The sequence below is a fragment of the Actinobacillus indolicus genome (genome assembly GCF_004519515.1).
Lineage (GTDB): Bacteria > Pseudomonadota > Gammaproteobacteria > Enterobacterales > Pasteurellaceae > Glaesserella > Glaesserella indolica_A.
In genome coordinates this window covers 1,661,710-1,677,329 of record NZ_CP038145.1, presented here as the reverse complement: position 1 = coordinate 1,677,329, position 15,620 = coordinate 1,661,710, and the positions used below count along the sequence as shown (strand labels likewise).

Genomic DNA, 15,620 nt, shown 5'->3' with positions numbered 1-15,620 from the left:
TGTGCGTGTAGCACTGTCGGTTGCCTTCGTCGATTTCATTTCCATCTTATTTCCTGAAATTCTTTATGCTATTAAGAGGCACTATGCTCGAACGTTTGTTTCAATTGAAAGAAAAAGGCAGTAATGTCAAAACTGAAATTGTGGCAGGGATCACCACATTCTTTACGATGGTTTATATCGTTTTCGTCAACCCATCTATTTTAGGTGTGGCTGGTATGGATACCCAAGTTGTCTTTGTGACCACCTGTTTAATCGCCGCTTTTGGTACTATTGCGATGGGCTTATTTAGTAATTTACCTATCGCACTCGCCCCTGCAATGGGATTGAATGCTTTTTTTGCATTCGTCGTCGTTCAAAAACTCGGCTATACGTGGCAGACTGGAATGGGGGCAATCTTCTGGGGCTCTGTCGGTCTATTTATTCTCACGATATTGCAAGTTCGCTACTGGTTTATGTCAGCCATTCCACTTGGTTTACGTGTGGGTATTGGTGCGGGTATCGGCTTATTTATTGCATTAATCGGCTTTAAAAATATGGGGCTTGTTGTCGCAAATCCTGCTACCTTAGTAGCGTTAGGTGAATTGCACGATCCAAAAGTCTTAATGGGTATTTTAGGCTTCTTTATTATCGTGGTACTGGCTGCAAAAGGTATTCATTCTGGCGTGTTAATTTCAATCGTTGTTGTGACTGCATTAGCGTTAATCTTTGATCCTGATGTCAAATTCTCAGGCGTGATTTCAACACCACCAAGCCTTGACGCTGTTGTTGGACAAGTCGATGTCGCAGGGGCATTAGATACCGCATTGCTGGGGATTATCTTTTCCTTTATGTTGGTTAACTTATTTGACTCATCAGGTACATTAATTGCAGTTACGAATAAAGCTGGAATTGCAGATGAACAAGGTCGTTTCCCAAAAATGAAACAAGCACTCTATGTCGATAGCGTCAGTGCTATGGCAGGTTCTTATATGGGAACCTCAGCGATCAGTACCTATATTGAAAGTGGTTCTGGGGTTTCTGTTGGTGGACGCACAGGTTTAACGGCTGTCGTGGTGGGCGTGCTTTTCCTATTAACGATCTTCTTCTCACCGCTTGCGGCTGTTGTGCCTGCTTATGCAACGGCTGGTGCTTTAGTATTTGTCGGCATTTTAATGGCTTCAAGTTTAATTGAAGTAAAATGGGATGACTTAACCGAAGCGACACCTGCATTTATCACTACAGCGATGATGCCATTCACCTATTCGATTACTGAAGGGATTGCCTTTGGTTTCATTAGCTATTGCATTATGAAACTCTGTACAGGCCGAGTAAAAGAGATTAACCCTGCTGTTGCGGTGGTTTCACTGCTCTTTATTGCCAAATTTGTTTGGGTCGGCTAATACGTGATGTGGATTTGGTTTACGCTATTGGCAGCATTTGCCCAAGCAGGACGCAACGCCTTTCAAAAACAACTGAGTAAAGACATTGCGGTTCTTGGTGTCACGCTTGCCCGCTTTTTGTATGCAGTTCCCGTCGCGACAGGTTATCTTTGTTTTTTATATCAAAGTCAGCCTGATTACCAAATTCCACATTTTACACCTGCTTATTACGGCTATATTTTAGGGGCTTCACTGGCACAAATCCTAGCTACCGCTCTGATGGTCAAACTCTTTCATCTAAAAAATTATGCTATCGGTGTTGGACTTGCTAAAAGTGAAGCCGTTCTAGCCGCCATTTTAGGCGTATTATTTTTCTCCACTCACATCAGTTTTATTGGCTGGATCGGCGTATTAATCGGCGGTCTAGCCATTTTCTTACTGACGGGAGCAAGCCACTTTCGTCAAGTTTCTTGGCAAACATTACTCATCGGTCTTGGAAGTGGTTTAAGTTTTGCACTAACATCATTATGGGTAAGAGAAGCCAGCCTTCAACTCAATAGCCACTATCTACTCTCTGCGGCTTGGGTACTGTTTTCTGTCATTACCTTAGAAGCCATTTTACTTGTGAGTTATTTATTGTTAAAAGATCGAAAGACGTTAATAAAGCTATTAAAACGTCCTAAACTTGCTATAGCGACGAGCTTTTTCTCATTTTTAGGTTCTTTTGGTTGGTTTAATGCCATGAGCTTAAATGATGTCGCTTTTGTCTAAACACTAGGACAAGTCGAAGTCTTTTTTATGCTCCTGATTTCCTACTTTATTTTTAAAGAACGTCTAAAAATTCAAGATATGACAGGGCTTATTCTGATTGTTATTGCTGCCGTCCTTGTTGTATGGGGATAACAAGCGGTCAGATCTTGCTGAAAATTTACCAAAATGATGTCTGAATTAATTTTTCTAACAAAAAAATTATGCAATCGTTTGCGTTTTCTATATAATGTTCGCCTGAGCTATGTCTTTGTAGCTTGGCGACTATCAAACATTATTAGAGAGTTGAAAAATGACAACAGAAAATATCAGTACGCCCAAACAGGCGTTCGTTGGCTTACAAATGCTTTTCGTTGCATTTGGAGCATTGGTTCTCATGCCATTGATTACTGGCTTAGATCCTAACACAGCACTTCTTACTGCCGGTATCGGTACTTTAATCTTCCAAATCTGCACCAAAGGTCAAGTTCCTATTTTCCTTGCTTCTTCTTTTGCGTTTATTGCACCTATTCAATATGGCGTTCAAGAATGGGGAATCCCTATCACAATGGGTGGCTTAGTCTTTACCGGATTAATTTATTTTGCATTATCTGCATTAGTAAAAATAAAAGGTGTAGCGATTTTAGATAAATTATTCCCGCCTGTAGTCGTTGGCCCTGTCATCATTATTATCGGCTTAGGGTTAGCGCCTGTTGGGGTTGATATGGCAATCGGTAAAGGGACAGATATTCCGTATTCTACGGCAGTCACAGTATCCATGATTACCTTAATCACGACATTAATTGTTGCTGTATTTGCAAAAGGCATGATGAAACTTGTGCCAATTATGTTCGCAATCGTGGTCGGTTATATTGTTTCACTTTTCTTTGGCTTAGTGAATTTCCAACCTGTTTATGATGCTGCGTGGTTCAGCTTACCAAAATTAACAGCACCAGAATTCAAACTTGAAGCGATTCTCTACTTACTTCCAATCGCACTTGCTCCAGCAGTAGAACACGTGGGGGGCATTATGGCGATTAGCTCTGTTACAGGGAAAAACTTCCTAAGCAAACCAGGTTTACACCGCACATTATTAGGTGATGGCGTGGCAACATCTGCTGCGGCAATGCTAGGTGGTCCACCAAATACAACTTATGCGGAAGTAACTGGTGCAGTCATGCTAACGAAAAACTTCAATCCAAAAGTGATGACGTGGGCGGCGTGTTGGGCTATTGCAATCTCTTTCTGCGGAAAAGTCGGTGCATTGCTACAAACCATTCCTGGTGTCGTGATGGGCGGTATTATGATGTTAGTATTCGGTTCTATTGCGGCTGTAGGTATGAGTACCTTAATTCGTGCGAAAGTAGATATGAGCGAAGCTCGCAATCTCTGTATCGTCTCTGTGGTAATGACATTCGGTATCGGAGGAATGTTAATTAACGTAGGCGAGTTCTCGTTAAAAGGCATCAGCTTATGTGCGATTGTGGCCATTTTATTGAATCTCATTCTTCCAAAAGAAAAAGCGAATAAAGAAGAGTAATTATTCATTAAAACAGAAAAAACGCGTGAATTTATTCACGCGTTTTGTTTTTTTAAAGCGCTAATTTTTGACCTAATTTAGCACTTTCAAAGGCTCTTTCAATAATAGATAACACCGTTGTGGCTTGTTCGGCAGTGACCGCTAGCGGTTGATGTTCGGTGATTGCCAAATACAGATTATCGTATAAAGCTTGATAACTCGTCTCCGTATTCTGAAACGGCTGTCGAACTACTTCACCGTCGATCTCCGTATGCAAAATGCCCCAATCTTGCTCTGCTTCCCGATTGTAATTTTTATGCGGAATCACACCGCTTGCAAGCAAGCCTTCTTGAATATCCGGCTTCGCTTTCACATAAGAACCCAGTTTACCATGCAAAACAAAATGCTTACCGGCTTCACGAGCATATTTTGACGCATGAAGCGCCACTTTTAAGCCTGACTCGTAATAAAGATGTAGGGTGAAATTGTCATCACTCAACGCGCCTTCATGTTGATAGCGAATATCGGCAAATACTGCGCTCGGCATGCCGAATAAGTAAAGGGAAGCATCGATCAAATGCACGCCCAAGTCATATACTAAGCCTGTACCTTTTTCGCCTGTTTCTTTCCATGCTTTGACATTTTTGCCTTTAGCATAGCGTTCAAAACGGATTTCACAATCTACGGGGTCACCGAGTAAGTCTTGAGCCAAAATCTGTTTTGCTGTAGCGATGGCGCTATCCCAACGGCGGTTTTGATACACCGATAAGATCACATTCTGCCGTTTAGCCAATTCATTCAGCTCCATGGCTTGTTGTGCGTCTACCACCAACGGCTTTTCAACCAAGACATGTTTACCCGCCAAAATGGCTTGCTTTGCCAGCTCATAGTGCGTTTGGTTCGGCGTAGTAATAATGATGAGATCGATCTCATCACTCAATAAATCATCAAATTGGCGTACAATCTCCACATTTGGCAAGACGGCTAATGCCTTGTCTGTCGAACGTTCATACACTTTGGCAATATGAAAACGCGGATCTTCTTTCAAAAACGGCACATGAAAAACGTGGCTAGAATAGCCAAAACCAGTAATACCAACATTCAACACTTGGCTCATAGTTGCTCCGCTTGTTCCAAAATTTTCTGCTGTTCCAAGGCTAATTTTTCCAATTTACGCTGTTCTCTGCGTTGTTCGTCTTCAGCTTCCCATACATCATACGCTTGGACGATTTTTGCTACGACGGGATGGCGCACAATATCTTTGCTGTCAAAGAAATTAAAACTCAATTCAGGCACGTCTTTTAACACTTCCATCGCATGTTTTAACCCAGATTTTTGGCTACGTGGCAAGTCAATTTGTGTCACATCGCCCGTAATTACTGCTTTAGAATTAAAGCCGATACGGGTTAAAAACATCTTCATCTGCTCTGTCGTAGTGTTTTGACTTTCATCCAAAATAATAAAGGCATCATTGAGCGTCCGTCCACGCATATACGCAAGCGGTGCGATTTCAATGACATTTCGCTCCATCAATTTTTGAGCTTTCTCAAAGCCCAACATTTCAAATAACGCATCGTAAAGCGGACGAAGATAAGGCTCGATTTTTTGCCCTAAATCCCCCGGTAAGAAGCCGAGTTTTTCACCCGCTTCTACTGCTGGGCGAGTGAGCAAAATGCGACGAATCTCTTGGCGCTCAAGGGATTCCACCGCAGCTGCCACGGCTAAAAAGGTTTTACCTGTGCCTGCTGGTCCGATACCGAAACTAATATCATGGCTGAGAATATTGCGCAAATAGGCTTGTTGATGCTCTCCACGTGGTTTAATTACTCCACGTTTGGTTTTAATGGCAATTTCATGAGCCGAACTTGTCCACTGATTTTGCAACAGCATTCGGCTTTCTTGAATCGCTAAATGAACATCTTCCAAATCTAGCTCTTTTACTTTGCCTTTAATTGGAGCAGTTTCATTGTAAAGCTGTTGAATTAATTTTGCTGAATTTTTTAGCAACGTAGCGGAATAGTGATTCTCTTCGGCAGGTTGAAGGGTAAAGGTGAAAGCATTGCGAGCGATAATCAGGTTAAAGCTCTTTTCAATTAAGGCAAGATGTTCATCAAAGGCTCCGCATAACGATTGCAGACGAGCGTTATCTTGCGGTTCAAGGGTAAAAATCAGTTCGTTCAAGTGTGTTCCTTTTCTGCGGATTTGCAAAATATTGAGCAAACAGACCGCTTGTAATATGGTCGGATTTCTGCATTTTAAGCGATTTTTTGTTTAAATTATAGTAAAATCCTGCCTGTTCTCATCGGGGTGCTTTGTAACAAAGGCTGAGAAATACCCATAGAACCTGATCTGACTAATATCAGCGTAGGGATTTGAGACAGACAATCTATATCCGCCTGTTTTAGATCCTTCTATTTTCACTTTTAGAAGGAGCCATCCATGAAATTCAATCTTTTTGCCCTTTCTGCGTTAACCGTTGCAACTAGCGCTCTTGCCCAACAGCCGACACTCACGGTTTATACCTATGATTCTTTTGCATCAGAATGGGGGCCTGCCAGTAAGTTAGAAACGATGTTTGAGCAACAATGCCAATGTGATTTGAAATTTATGCCTTTTGAAGACGGGGTGACAATGTTTAACCGCATTCGCTTAGAAGGCAATAAAACCAAAGCCGATGTTATGCTCGGTATTGATAATTTTGTCATTCCAGAAGCAGAAAAGTCAGGCTTATTTGTTGAACACCATGTGCAAAATTCTGCTAATAACTTACCGCTTGCATGGCAAAGTAGCACCTTCTTGCCTTACGATTTTGGTGAATATGCCTTCATTTACAACAAAGAAAAAGTCAGCAATCCGCCGAAAAGCTTAAAAGAATTGGTGGAACGCCAAGATTTGAAAGTGATTTATCAAGACCCTCGTACCAGTACCGTCGGTCGTGGTTTACTGTTTTGGGTGAATCAAGTCTATGGCGAACAGGCGGAATCCGCTTGGCAAACCTTAGCTAAACATACGGTTACAGTTGGGAAAGGATGGTCGGAAACCTACGGTGCATTTTTGAAAGGCGAGTCGGATTTGGTATTAAGCTACACTACTTCACCGTTGTATCATCAATGGCATGAACAAACAGATAAATATGTCGCAGCGGATTTTGCCGAAGGGCATTTAGTACAAGTGGAAGTCGCTGCAATGACCAAAACCAGCAAACAACCTGAGCTTGCTCGCCAATTTTTACGCTTTTTGCAACAGCCCGAGGCTCAGAAAATCATCTCTTATCACAATGTGATGAAACCGGTGGTTAATACCGATGTTGATCCCTTATTTAAAACATTGCCGAGTTATAAAACAATAGACTTTAACCAACCTGAGACAGAAAAAGTCAGAGCGTGGTTAAACACGTGGCAAAAAGCGGTAAGTCATTAAAAATACCAACGACAAGCGGTGAGTTTGGGCGAAAATTTTGCAAATTTCCGCAGAAATCTCACCGCTTAGTTATTTCTTCAAATTCACCCAAGCGACAGAGCCGATAATTAAGATACCGCCAATAATCATGGATAACGTCGGCACATCACCGAACCAAATCCATGCTGCGATAATGGCATACACAGGCTCAAGGGAAATAATCATAGCGGCGGTTCGAGCGTTAATCACACTTAAACTAGACACATACAAGGTATAAGCAAAAGTCGTGCAGAAAAGTCCGATAAAACCTATCCAAAGCCAATCCATTGCGCTCACACTCGGTAAAGCCGTTGCAGAAAATGGTAATAAGACGATAATCACCGCCACATATTGCCACCAACTAGATTCTATACCCGATAATTTACTCGCATTTCGGCGGTTTAACACCGCAAGTACCGCATAGCTGATTGCCGAGAAAATGCCCCACAATAGCCCTTGCGTTGCTTGGTTGCCGAATTCAAATTCAGGGGTAACTAAAATCAAACCAACAGAAATCGCCAGTAGCAAAATATATTCACGGAAATGTAATTTCTCTTTGAACACAATCATTTCACACAAGGCAACAAACGCAGGGAAACTAGCAAAACCGAGCGTGCCGACCGCAACACCACCGATTTTTACGCCTAAATAAAAACTGACCCAATGCAATGCAAGTAAACTACCTGAAATTAGCTGAGAGAGTTTTTCTTTTGTAGAGAGCTTTGTTAATGATTGCCTTTTCCATAAGAAAAACAATGAGATACAAGCAAAGGCAATCATGGCTCTGCCTAAAACGAGTACATCAGAACCACTTTCAATCAGTACGCCGACAACGCCCGATAAACCGAAGAATATTGCCGTACCGTGGACTTTTAATAACGCAAGTTGATAAGTATTCATTATTTCAACCATTTATCTTCATCTTGCTTACGCTCAAATTCCGCTTCAAATGTAGTGTTATGTTGTGATGAACGCTGATGCGTTGAGCCAAAAGACATAAACTTAACTCGGTTTGCAAACAGTTTCATAAACATTGCTTGTAGCAATTGGCGAGTTATCGGCAATAGAAGCAATAACGCTAAAATATCGCTCAAAAAACCTGGGATAATCAGCAATACCCCTGCGATTGCAAAAAAGATCGAAGACGTCACCGCTTGTGCTGGGATCTTTCCTTGTGCGATCTCTTGGCGGATCTGCACTATGGTCATTATTCCTCTTAATTTCACCAACCATAAACCGACCGCTGAAATAGTGATCATTAATAAAATCAATGGGAAAACCCCGATAGCAGAGCCGACGCTTACTAATAGAGAGATTTCAATGTAGATGTATAAAAATAGCCCAGCTAAAAAGAGAAGTAATGGCATAGAAATTCCTTATAGAAGTTAGTGGCTGATTAGATAGTGGTAATTTGGGCATTTTCAACCCTAGCCTCCCACTACGCAAGTAAATTTAGCCTATTTAAAGCTAATCGTTTGCTTTTTTTCATAAAGAGATAAAAAATTTATGGGGCTGTCCTAGATAACGACTAAAAGCTCTATTTTAGGTTAAAATAACCAAATGAGAAAAAGTCGTCTAAGTCAGCATAAACAAAATAAACTCATTGAGCTGTTTGTGGCAGGTGTCACTGCTCGAACAGCGGCTGAGTTGGTAAATGTAAATAAAACGACAGCAGCCTATTACTTCTATCGTCTGCGATTGCTTATCTATCAAAACAGCCCACATATGGAGATGTTTGAAGGTGAAATTGAAGCCGATGAAAGCTATTTTGGCGGCACTCGCAAAGGTAAACGAGGTCGTGGAGCTGTGGGTAAAACCGCTGTATTCGGGCTTTTAAAGCGTGATGGTAAGGTGTATACCGTCGTTGTACCGAATACTCAATCTGCGACACTTTTACCGATTATTCGAGAAAAGGTGAAGCCTGACAGCATTGTTTACACCGATTTTTATCGAAGCTATGATGTTCTTGATGTGAGTGAGTTTAATCATTTTCGTATCAATCACAGTACTCATTTCGCAGAAAAACAAAATCATATAAACGGAATTGAGAATTTTTGGAACCAAGCTAAACGTCATTTACGCAAGTTTAACGGTATTCCCAAAGCACATTTTGAGTTGTATTTGAAGGAATGCGAATGGCGTTTTAATCACAGTAACTTAAAATCTCAAATTTCCATTCTAAAACAATTAGTTAAGGGCAGTCTAAGTTAGTTATCTAGGACAGCCCCAAATTTATTTGTTTTATACAAAAAATATGCTATTTATATAGCCATTCAAGCTTTTATTGATAAATGAAAATGACATTACGTTCTCTTGTTAGCCTGATTATTATTAACCTCGTGGTGATTATTATCGCCGCGAGGGTTAAGTTGGCTCGCAATTAGAATTGTATAATGAGATCCACAAACCCTCGCTAGTTTTAGTGAGGGTTTTTTATTACATAAAAGCCTTAACTAAATAGCGACACAACATTAAAAAGGTAATTTATGAACGGAGCAAATTTAGTCGTTGAGTGTTTGAAAGCTCACGGAGTGACTTCTCTTTTTGGCTATCCTGGTGGGGCAATTATGCCTGTCTATGATGCGATTTACGATTCAGGTTTAGATCATCTACTTTGTCGTAACGAGCAAGGTGCTGCAATGGCTGCTATCGGTTATGCTCGGGCAACAGGCAAGACAGGCGTTTGTATTGCGACTTCAGGCCCAGGGGCAACCAACCTAGTTACAGGCTTAGGCGATGCCTTAATGGATTCTATTCCTATCGTAGCAATTACAGGGCAAGTGGCTTCAGCCTTTATCGGTACAGATGCTTTCCAAGAGGCAGATGTATTAGGCTTATCCCTTGCTTGTACCAAACACAGTTTCATCGTGCAAAACATTGATGAACTACCTGAAATTATCGCCAAAGCGTTCCAAATTGCACAAAGTGGTCGCCCTGGTCCTGTGCTTGTCGATATTCCTAAAGATGTGCAATTCGCTCCAACATCACTTTCCCCTGTCGTCTATGAAAAAGTGGCGGCTAAAACACAAAATCCAGCCGCACTTGCACAAGCCAAAGCCTTGTTAGCTCAAGCAAAACGCCCTGTTCTTTATGTTGGCGGTGGTGTTGGTATGGCAGATGGCGTGCAAGCGGTTAGATCTTTCCTAGATATTGCAAATATTCCGTCTGTTTCTACCTTGAAAGGCTTAGGAACCATTCCGCCACAACACCCACTCTATATGGGAATGATCGGTATGCACGGCACGAAAGCGGCGAACTATGCGGTACAAGAATGTGATTTACTCATCGCTTGTGGGGCTAGATTTGACGACCGTGTGACAGGTAAACTTGACACCTTTGCTCCGCACGCCAAAGTGATTCATATTGATATTGATGTAGCTGAAATCAACAAGCTACGCAAAGCTGATGTAGCATTGCAAGGAGATTTAATCGAGGCAGTGACCGCACTTACCCAACCGTTAGAGATTGAAAGCTGGCGAGCTGATGTGCGTAAGCTGAAAGCAGATTTTGACTTCAGCTATCAAGAAAATGTAGGCGAAGGCGAAATCGATCCTTGGGCGTTGTTACATACCCTTTCACAATGCAAACCTCAAAATGCGATTATTACTACTGACGTTGGCCAACACCAAATGTGGTCAGCACAGCATATGCAACATTATGCTCCTGAAAACTACATCACTTCTGCTGGGTTCGGCACAATGGGATTTGGTCTGCCAGCAGCGGTGGGTGCGGTCAAAGCTCGCCCAACGGATCCAACCATTGTGATTACGGGAGACGGCTCTTTTATGATGAATATTCAAGAACTCGGCTCAATCAAACGTGGTAATTTACCTGTCAAAATTCTGTTACTCGACAACCAACGTTTAGGAATGGTGCGTCAATGGCAATCGCTCTTTTTCCACGGTCGCCACAGTCAAACCATTTTAGATGATAACCCAGACTTTGTGATGCTAGCTAACGCCTTTGACATTCCAGCAGAACGCATTGAAAAAGCAGGGGAAGTTTCAGCCGCATTAGACCGCTTACTCAACAGCAAAGGAGCATATTTATTGCACGTTTGTATCCCAGATGAAGAAAATGTGTGGCCACTCGTTCCGCCAAATGCGTGCAATACAGATATGTTAGATGAAGACATTGGGGTTTAAGGAGAAGAAAAATGCAACAATATCAATTCGTTATCAAAGCTAATAAACGCCCTGAAACCCTTGAGCGTTTACTCAGAGTAATCCGCCACCGTGGGTTTGAAGTGCTATCGCTCAATGCAGAAAATCATGGTTCGGAAATCACGTTAAATGTTACCGTTCAGAGTGAAAGAGCGGTAGAATTACTATTTAATCAGTTGGTGAAATTACCAGATGTGGTTTCATTAAATTAACAATCTGAAGGTGGGAATTCCCACCTTTCTTTATTTTTACACAACGTTATGATTATTCGACCTGAAACTTTGTCCGATCATCAAGAAATTAATCAGCTCACCACATTAGCATTTGCAACAGCAGAACATTCTGATGGAACAGAGTAAGATTTAGTTGAGCGGTTACGCCTTGATCCTGCCTTTATACCAGAATTAGCTCTCGTAGCAGAGCAACAAAATAAAATTGTAGGTTATATCCTATCCTATTTAGTCAGCTTCGTATTGGGCAACATATTGCTGTTGCTTTAGCTCCACTTGCCGTTCATCCTGATTTTCAAAAACAAGGCGTTGGTTCGAGCCTAATTTTAAAAGGGCATCAAATTGCAAAAGAATTAGGCTATCATCATTCTATTGTTCTTGGCGATCCCAATTATTATGCGAAATTTGGTTATCAAACTGCGAAATTATTTGGCATTGTAGCTCCATTCGAGATACCTGATGAATATTTTATGATAAGTTCCTTGGATTCCTCCGATATTACCGTAAGTGGCCCTGTTATTTATGCTGAGGCTTTTGGAATTTAAATATAAAGAGACCTTATGTTATAAATTTGTATTTGGCTTATTTAATTATTGTTAAAACTTCTATTTCTTGATATAAGTTAAGCCTTTTTCAACTTTCTTAAGGCTATTTTATGAATCAACTTCTAAAATTCACTAACTTTGTCAGCAAAACATTCGCTATTTGGGTTGTTGTTTTTGCTTTTATCGCAGCGCAATTTCCTGAAACATTCAAACAATTCGTTCCCTGGATTCCTTACTTACTCGGTATTGTCATGTTGGGCATGGGATTAACGCTCTCTTTCAAAGATTTTGCTGAAGTCAGTAAAAATCCGAAAGGAGTTATTATCGGTGTAGTTGCACAGTTTGTTATCATGCCAAGTATCGCATTCTTACTTGTCAACCTATTCCAATTACCACCAGACTTAGCAATTGGCGTGATTTTGGTAGGCGCTTGCCCAGGAGGCACATCATCCAATGTAATGACATATCTTGCTCGTGGTAACACGGCATTATCTGTTGCTTGTACAACCATTTCGACATTACTTGCACCAATTCTTACCCCCGCAGTTTTCTATCTATTTGCAAGTCAATGGTTAGATATCAACGCAGGCGCTATGTTTATTTCTGTGCTTCAAATGGTTTTATTACCTATTTTTATTGGTTTAGTCATTCGATCTATCTTTAAACAACGTATTGATCAATTTAGTCAAACAATGCCTCTTGTTTCTGTGGTTGCAATCGTGTTAATTGTGACGGCTGTTGTTGCTGTAAGTAAAGATCGTATTATCGAATCTGGATTACTCGTTTTCTTTATTGTTGTACTACATAATGGTTTAGGCTATACATTAGGTTACTTAGTTGCGAAAGCATTTAAGCTACCATTAGCTGACAATAAAGCGATTGCTATTGAAGTAGGTATGCAAAACTCAGGTTTAGGCGCAGCATTAGCAGCCCTCCACTTTAAAGCAAACCCATTAATTGCAGTACCAAGTGCGGTATTTAGTTTCTGGCACAATATTTCTGGCCCAATCTTAGCCATGATTTTTAGTGCCATGAAAGAGAAAAAATCAGATAAATAATCCATAAAACAAGCGGTCAGTTTCTTCTTATTTTTTGCAAAATAGAGAAGGAAAATGACCGCTTGTGATGAGGTAAAAGCTTTATTTATCGGCGTCTGGCTCCGAATCCTCTTTCTCAGCGTCTTCCAGTTTCACCATAGCACCTTGAATGGTGTGTTGAACTTCCACTGAAATTAAGCCACGAATCAATTCTTCTGTCGCTTGTACTTTGGTAACAACTGTGTTGCCGTCCTCATCGAAATAACCTTGCTCTTTTAAGGTATTACTAAAAGTCGAGAACAGTGCTTTATCAAAGAACTCTGGTGCATTAATACCATGCAGAACTGATAAACGTTGAGCAATTGAACGGCTCTCTTTCTCTAAGGTATTACGGCTGATTTCAGGTTGCTCAATCAAAATACTCAAACTGATGTAATAACGTTGTAGTAATTCACGTACGCCAGATGAATGTAACTGTAAAGAACGAATACGCTGACGGTTAATCATAAACATATCGCTTTCATTCTTAATCAGGTTTTGATCAACAAACTCAGCTAAAATCGCTTCTACATGATGACGTACATCTTCCGCTTTAAAGTGCATAAAGAGCTCTGCTTGTAAGAACGGATAAATGCGATTCACACTTTGAATAATCAGATCTTTCGATACTGCTTCATGATGTAACACAATGCTTGCCACTAAAGATGGTAAGACAAAGAGATGTTGAATATTGTTACGGTAATAAGTCATCAAGACCGCAGACTGACGCTCTAAACGAATAATTTCGCCAAAGTTATCTTTTTCAGAAACAACGCCAGAACGAGGTAAGGTGATAACGTGTTCTAACATCGCTTCTGCTGAATCTGTTGGTAAAGTAACATCGGCAGTATAAGGCACATTTTTAAACAACTGCATATAGCTTTCCACTTGTTCTATCAGCTGTTCTCTTGTAAGTGAACGCTGACGAGAAGCCAATAGCACAGAGCCAATCAAGTTTTTTGCATTTACGGCTGCTGCATTATTAATATGTACCATCACTTGTTTAGAGACAGATTCAACGGCATTGTTTAGCCATTTTGGACGACCACTCTCATCTGCATGTGGCTCTTTCCATTCAGGAAAATGCTGATTTAAGTAGTGATTCAATGGGATAGGTTCGCCGAAGTTAACGAAACCTTGCCCAAGGTTACGTAATTTCTTAATAACTCGTAACACTAAACCTGCATTTTCTTTCTCTTTTTCTGCTCCGCGTAATTCTTTTTCGTAAGTGTCCACTTCTAAGACATGCTCATAGCCAATGTAAACTGGCACAATACTAATTGGACGAGTTAAACCACGTTGTAATGCCTGTAAAGTCATCGACATCATGCCTGTTTTCGGATCAAGTAAGCGTCCTGTACGTGAGCGACCACCTTCAATAAAATATTCAACAGAGTAGCCACGATAGAACAGCTCTGCAAGGTATTCACGGAAAATCGTAGAATAAAGGCGATTACCTTTGAAGGTACGACGAATAAAGAATGCGCCCCAACTTCTAAAAATTGGTCCTGCTGGCCAGAAGTTAAGGTTAATACCTGCTGCAATATGTGGCGGTACTAAACCTTGGTGATAAAGAATATAAGAGAGCAATAGATAATCCATGTGGCTACGATGACATGGAACATAAACAAGCTCATGCCCTTCCAATGCTAATTTACGCACACGTTCTGCATATTGCACATTGATCCCTTGATAAAGCTTGTTCCACAGCCAACTTAACACACGATCTGCGGTTCTTAAGCTATCGTGGCGAACATTTGCAGCAATTTCATCAAGGATTTTTTCTGCTTCTTTACGTGCTTTTTCAGGCGAGCCTTTTGGCTTTTTCGCTTCATCTTCAATTGCGGCTAAAATGGCTGGCGATTGCAGTAATTTATTAAACATCGCCTCACGATCAGGTAATTGTGGACCTGTTGCGGAATAACGTTGCTTCGCAAAGTGCATTTTTGCCACACGTGCAAGTTTTTGGGCAAGATTTTTATCTGAGCCATAATTTGCAATCATATAGCGTAAAGAGACCGCTTGTGAAAAGCGAATAAAGTTATCTCGTCCAAACCACAACATTGTGATTAAACGTTGGAATGGTCCTAATAAACGTAAAACAGGTAGGCCTTTTTCTTTACCTGGCGCACGTCCCCACAGGACGGAAACAGGCATGACCTGAATATTGAGATTTTCATCTTGGCGATTAAGGTCTAAATAGCGATAAAACACCGATTCGGTTTCTGATTTCGCCCCTTTAGATTTAAAAAAGCGACGACCTTCATCTAAAAAGACAAATCTTGGTAATGATTGCCCCTGAATTTCGTTATTTACTAAAGGATCGGGCAAACCTAATTTTTCACAATTTTTCTGTAAGATAAGTAAATCAGACTGTGAGGTGTAAGGTAAAACATAAACAATAGGTTGCTCCAAACTTAGTCCAAGTTCTTCAACAGGGTTAGTTGGAATAGCACGAGATTTGACAAGCAGTGAAAGTGGTAAATTCAGCACTTTACGATAAAGAGTTAGTAGGCTAGACATTTTTATATCCTTTTAATAATT

At 40.8% G+C, this 15,620-nt stretch carries 14 protein-coding genes and 1 riboswitch; of the genes, 9 read left to right on the top strand and 5 right to left on the bottom strand.

The genetic code is table 11. The features are described 5' to 3' along the window. Positions 1-83 precede the first annotated feature (83 nt). From EXH44_RS08380 to EXH44_RS08370, 3 genes are all read left to right on the top strand, one after another. On the top strand, positions 84-1,379 hold the full coding sequence (locus tag EXH44_RS08380; RefSeq protein WP_162857056.1) for an NCS2 family permease: 1,296 nt from the start codon (positions 84-86) through the stop codon (positions 1,377-1,379). 6 nt (positions 1,380-1,385) lie between these two features. Next, positions 1,386-2,129 carry an EamA family transporter gene (locus EXH44_RS08375; protein ID WP_244238719.1) on the top strand — a complete coding sequence of 248 codons (744 nt, stop codon included), beginning with the start codon at positions 1,386-1,388 and terminating at the stop codon, positions 2,127-2,129. 289 nt (positions 2,130-2,418) lie between these two features. Continuing rightward, positions 2,419-3,645, top strand: a complete 1,227-nt coding sequence (locus EXH44_RS08370) for a uracil-xanthine permease family protein (RefSeq protein ID WP_162857055.1) — start codon at positions 2,419-2,421, stop codon at positions 3,643-3,645. Positions 3,646-3,697: 52 nt separating this feature from the next. Here EXH44_RS08370 and EXH44_RS08365 read toward each other — a convergent pair whose 3' ends face one another. Together EXH44_RS08365 and EXH44_RS08360 are read right to left on the bottom strand one after the other, a co-directional pair. Further along, the gene (locus EXH44_RS08365) at positions 3,698-4,741 is read right to left on the bottom strand and encodes a Gfo/Idh/MocA family oxidoreductase (protein ID WP_162857054.1); all 1,044 of its coding nucleotides are present in this window, start codon (positions 4,739-4,741) and stop codon (positions 3,698-3,700) included. Continuing rightward, positions 4,738-5,805, bottom strand: a complete 1,068-nt coding sequence (locus EXH44_RS08360) for a PhoH family protein (RefSeq protein ID WP_162857053.1) — start codon at positions 5,803-5,805, stop codon at positions 4,738-4,740. Before EXH44_RS08360 ends, EXH44_RS08365 begins: the two co-directional genes overlap by 4 nt. Positions 5,806-5,917: 112 nt before the next feature. Continuing rightward, positions 5,918-6,013, top strand: a riboswitch (TPP riboswitch). Positions 6,014-6,063: 50 nt separating this feature from the next. On the opposite strand from EXH44_RS08360, the gene thiB reads away from it, so the two are divergent. Then, positions 6,064-7,044, top strand: a complete 981-nt coding sequence (gene thiB, locus EXH44_RS08355) for a thiamine ABC transporter substrate binding subunit (RefSeq protein WP_162857052.1) — start codon at positions 6,064-6,066, stop codon at positions 7,042-7,044. A gap of 69 nt (positions 7,045-7,113) precedes the next feature. On the opposite strand, the gene EXH44_RS08350 is transcribed toward thiB, so the two are convergent. Together EXH44_RS08350 and EXH44_RS08345 are read right to left on the bottom strand one after the other, a co-directional pair. Beyond that, positions 7,114-7,962, bottom strand: a complete 849-nt coding sequence (locus EXH44_RS08350) for a DMT family transporter (RefSeq protein WP_162857051.1) — start codon at positions 7,960-7,962, stop codon at positions 7,114-7,116. Next, positions 7,962-8,429 (bottom strand): FxsA family protein, encoded by a 468-nt coding sequence (locus EXH44_RS08345; protein ID WP_162857050.1) that lies wholly within the window; start codon positions 8,427-8,429, stop codon positions 7,962-7,964. Before EXH44_RS08345 ends, EXH44_RS08350 begins: the two co-directional genes overlap by 1 nt. A gap of 193 nt (positions 8,430-8,622) precedes the next feature. Between EXH44_RS08345 and EXH44_RS08340 the strand changes: the two genes are divergently transcribed. The 5 genes from EXH44_RS08340 (at position 8,623) to EXH44_RS08320 (ending at position 13,058) form a co-directional block, all read left to right on the top strand. After that, entirely contained in the window at positions 8,623-9,273 is a 651-nt protein-coding gene (locus tag EXH44_RS08340; protein ID WP_162855999.1) for an IS1595-like element ISHps3 family transposase, read from the top strand. 275 nt (positions 9,274-9,548) lie between these two features. Continuing rightward, a complete protein-coding gene (ilvG, locus tag EXH44_RS08335; RefSeq protein ID WP_162857049.1) occupies positions 9,549-11,207 on the top strand; it encodes an acetolactate synthase 2 catalytic subunit in 1,659 nt (552 codons plus the stop codon). An 11-nt stretch (positions 11,208-11,218) separates the two neighbouring features. Continuing rightward, positions 11,219-11,437, top strand: coding sequence for an acetolactate synthase 2 small subunit (gene ilvM, locus EXH44_RS08330; RefSeq protein WP_162857048.1), 219 nt, complete (start codon positions 11,219-11,221; stop codon positions 11,435-11,437). Between the two features lie 239 nt (positions 11,438-11,676). Then, complete coding sequence (locus EXH44_RS11190; RefSeq protein ID WP_162857558.1) at positions 11,677-12,000, top strand: GNAT family N-acetyltransferase; 324 nt, start codon at positions 11,677-11,679, stop codon at positions 11,998-12,000. 110 nt (positions 12,001-12,110) lie between these two features. Further along, positions 12,111-13,058, top strand: a complete 948-nt coding sequence (locus EXH44_RS08320; RefSeq protein WP_162857047.1) for a bile acid:sodium symporter family protein — start codon at positions 12,111-12,113, stop codon at positions 13,056-13,058. 81 nt (positions 13,059-13,139) lie between these two features. On the opposite strand, the gene plsB is transcribed toward EXH44_RS08320, so the two are convergent. Further along, positions 13,140-15,599 carry a glycerol-3-phosphate 1-O-acyltransferase PlsB gene (gene plsB, locus EXH44_RS08315; RefSeq protein WP_162857046.1) on the bottom strand — a complete coding sequence of 820 codons (2,460 nt, stop codon included), beginning with the start codon at positions 15,597-15,599 and terminating at the stop codon, positions 13,140-13,142. Positions 15,600-15,620 lie beyond the last annotated feature (21 nt).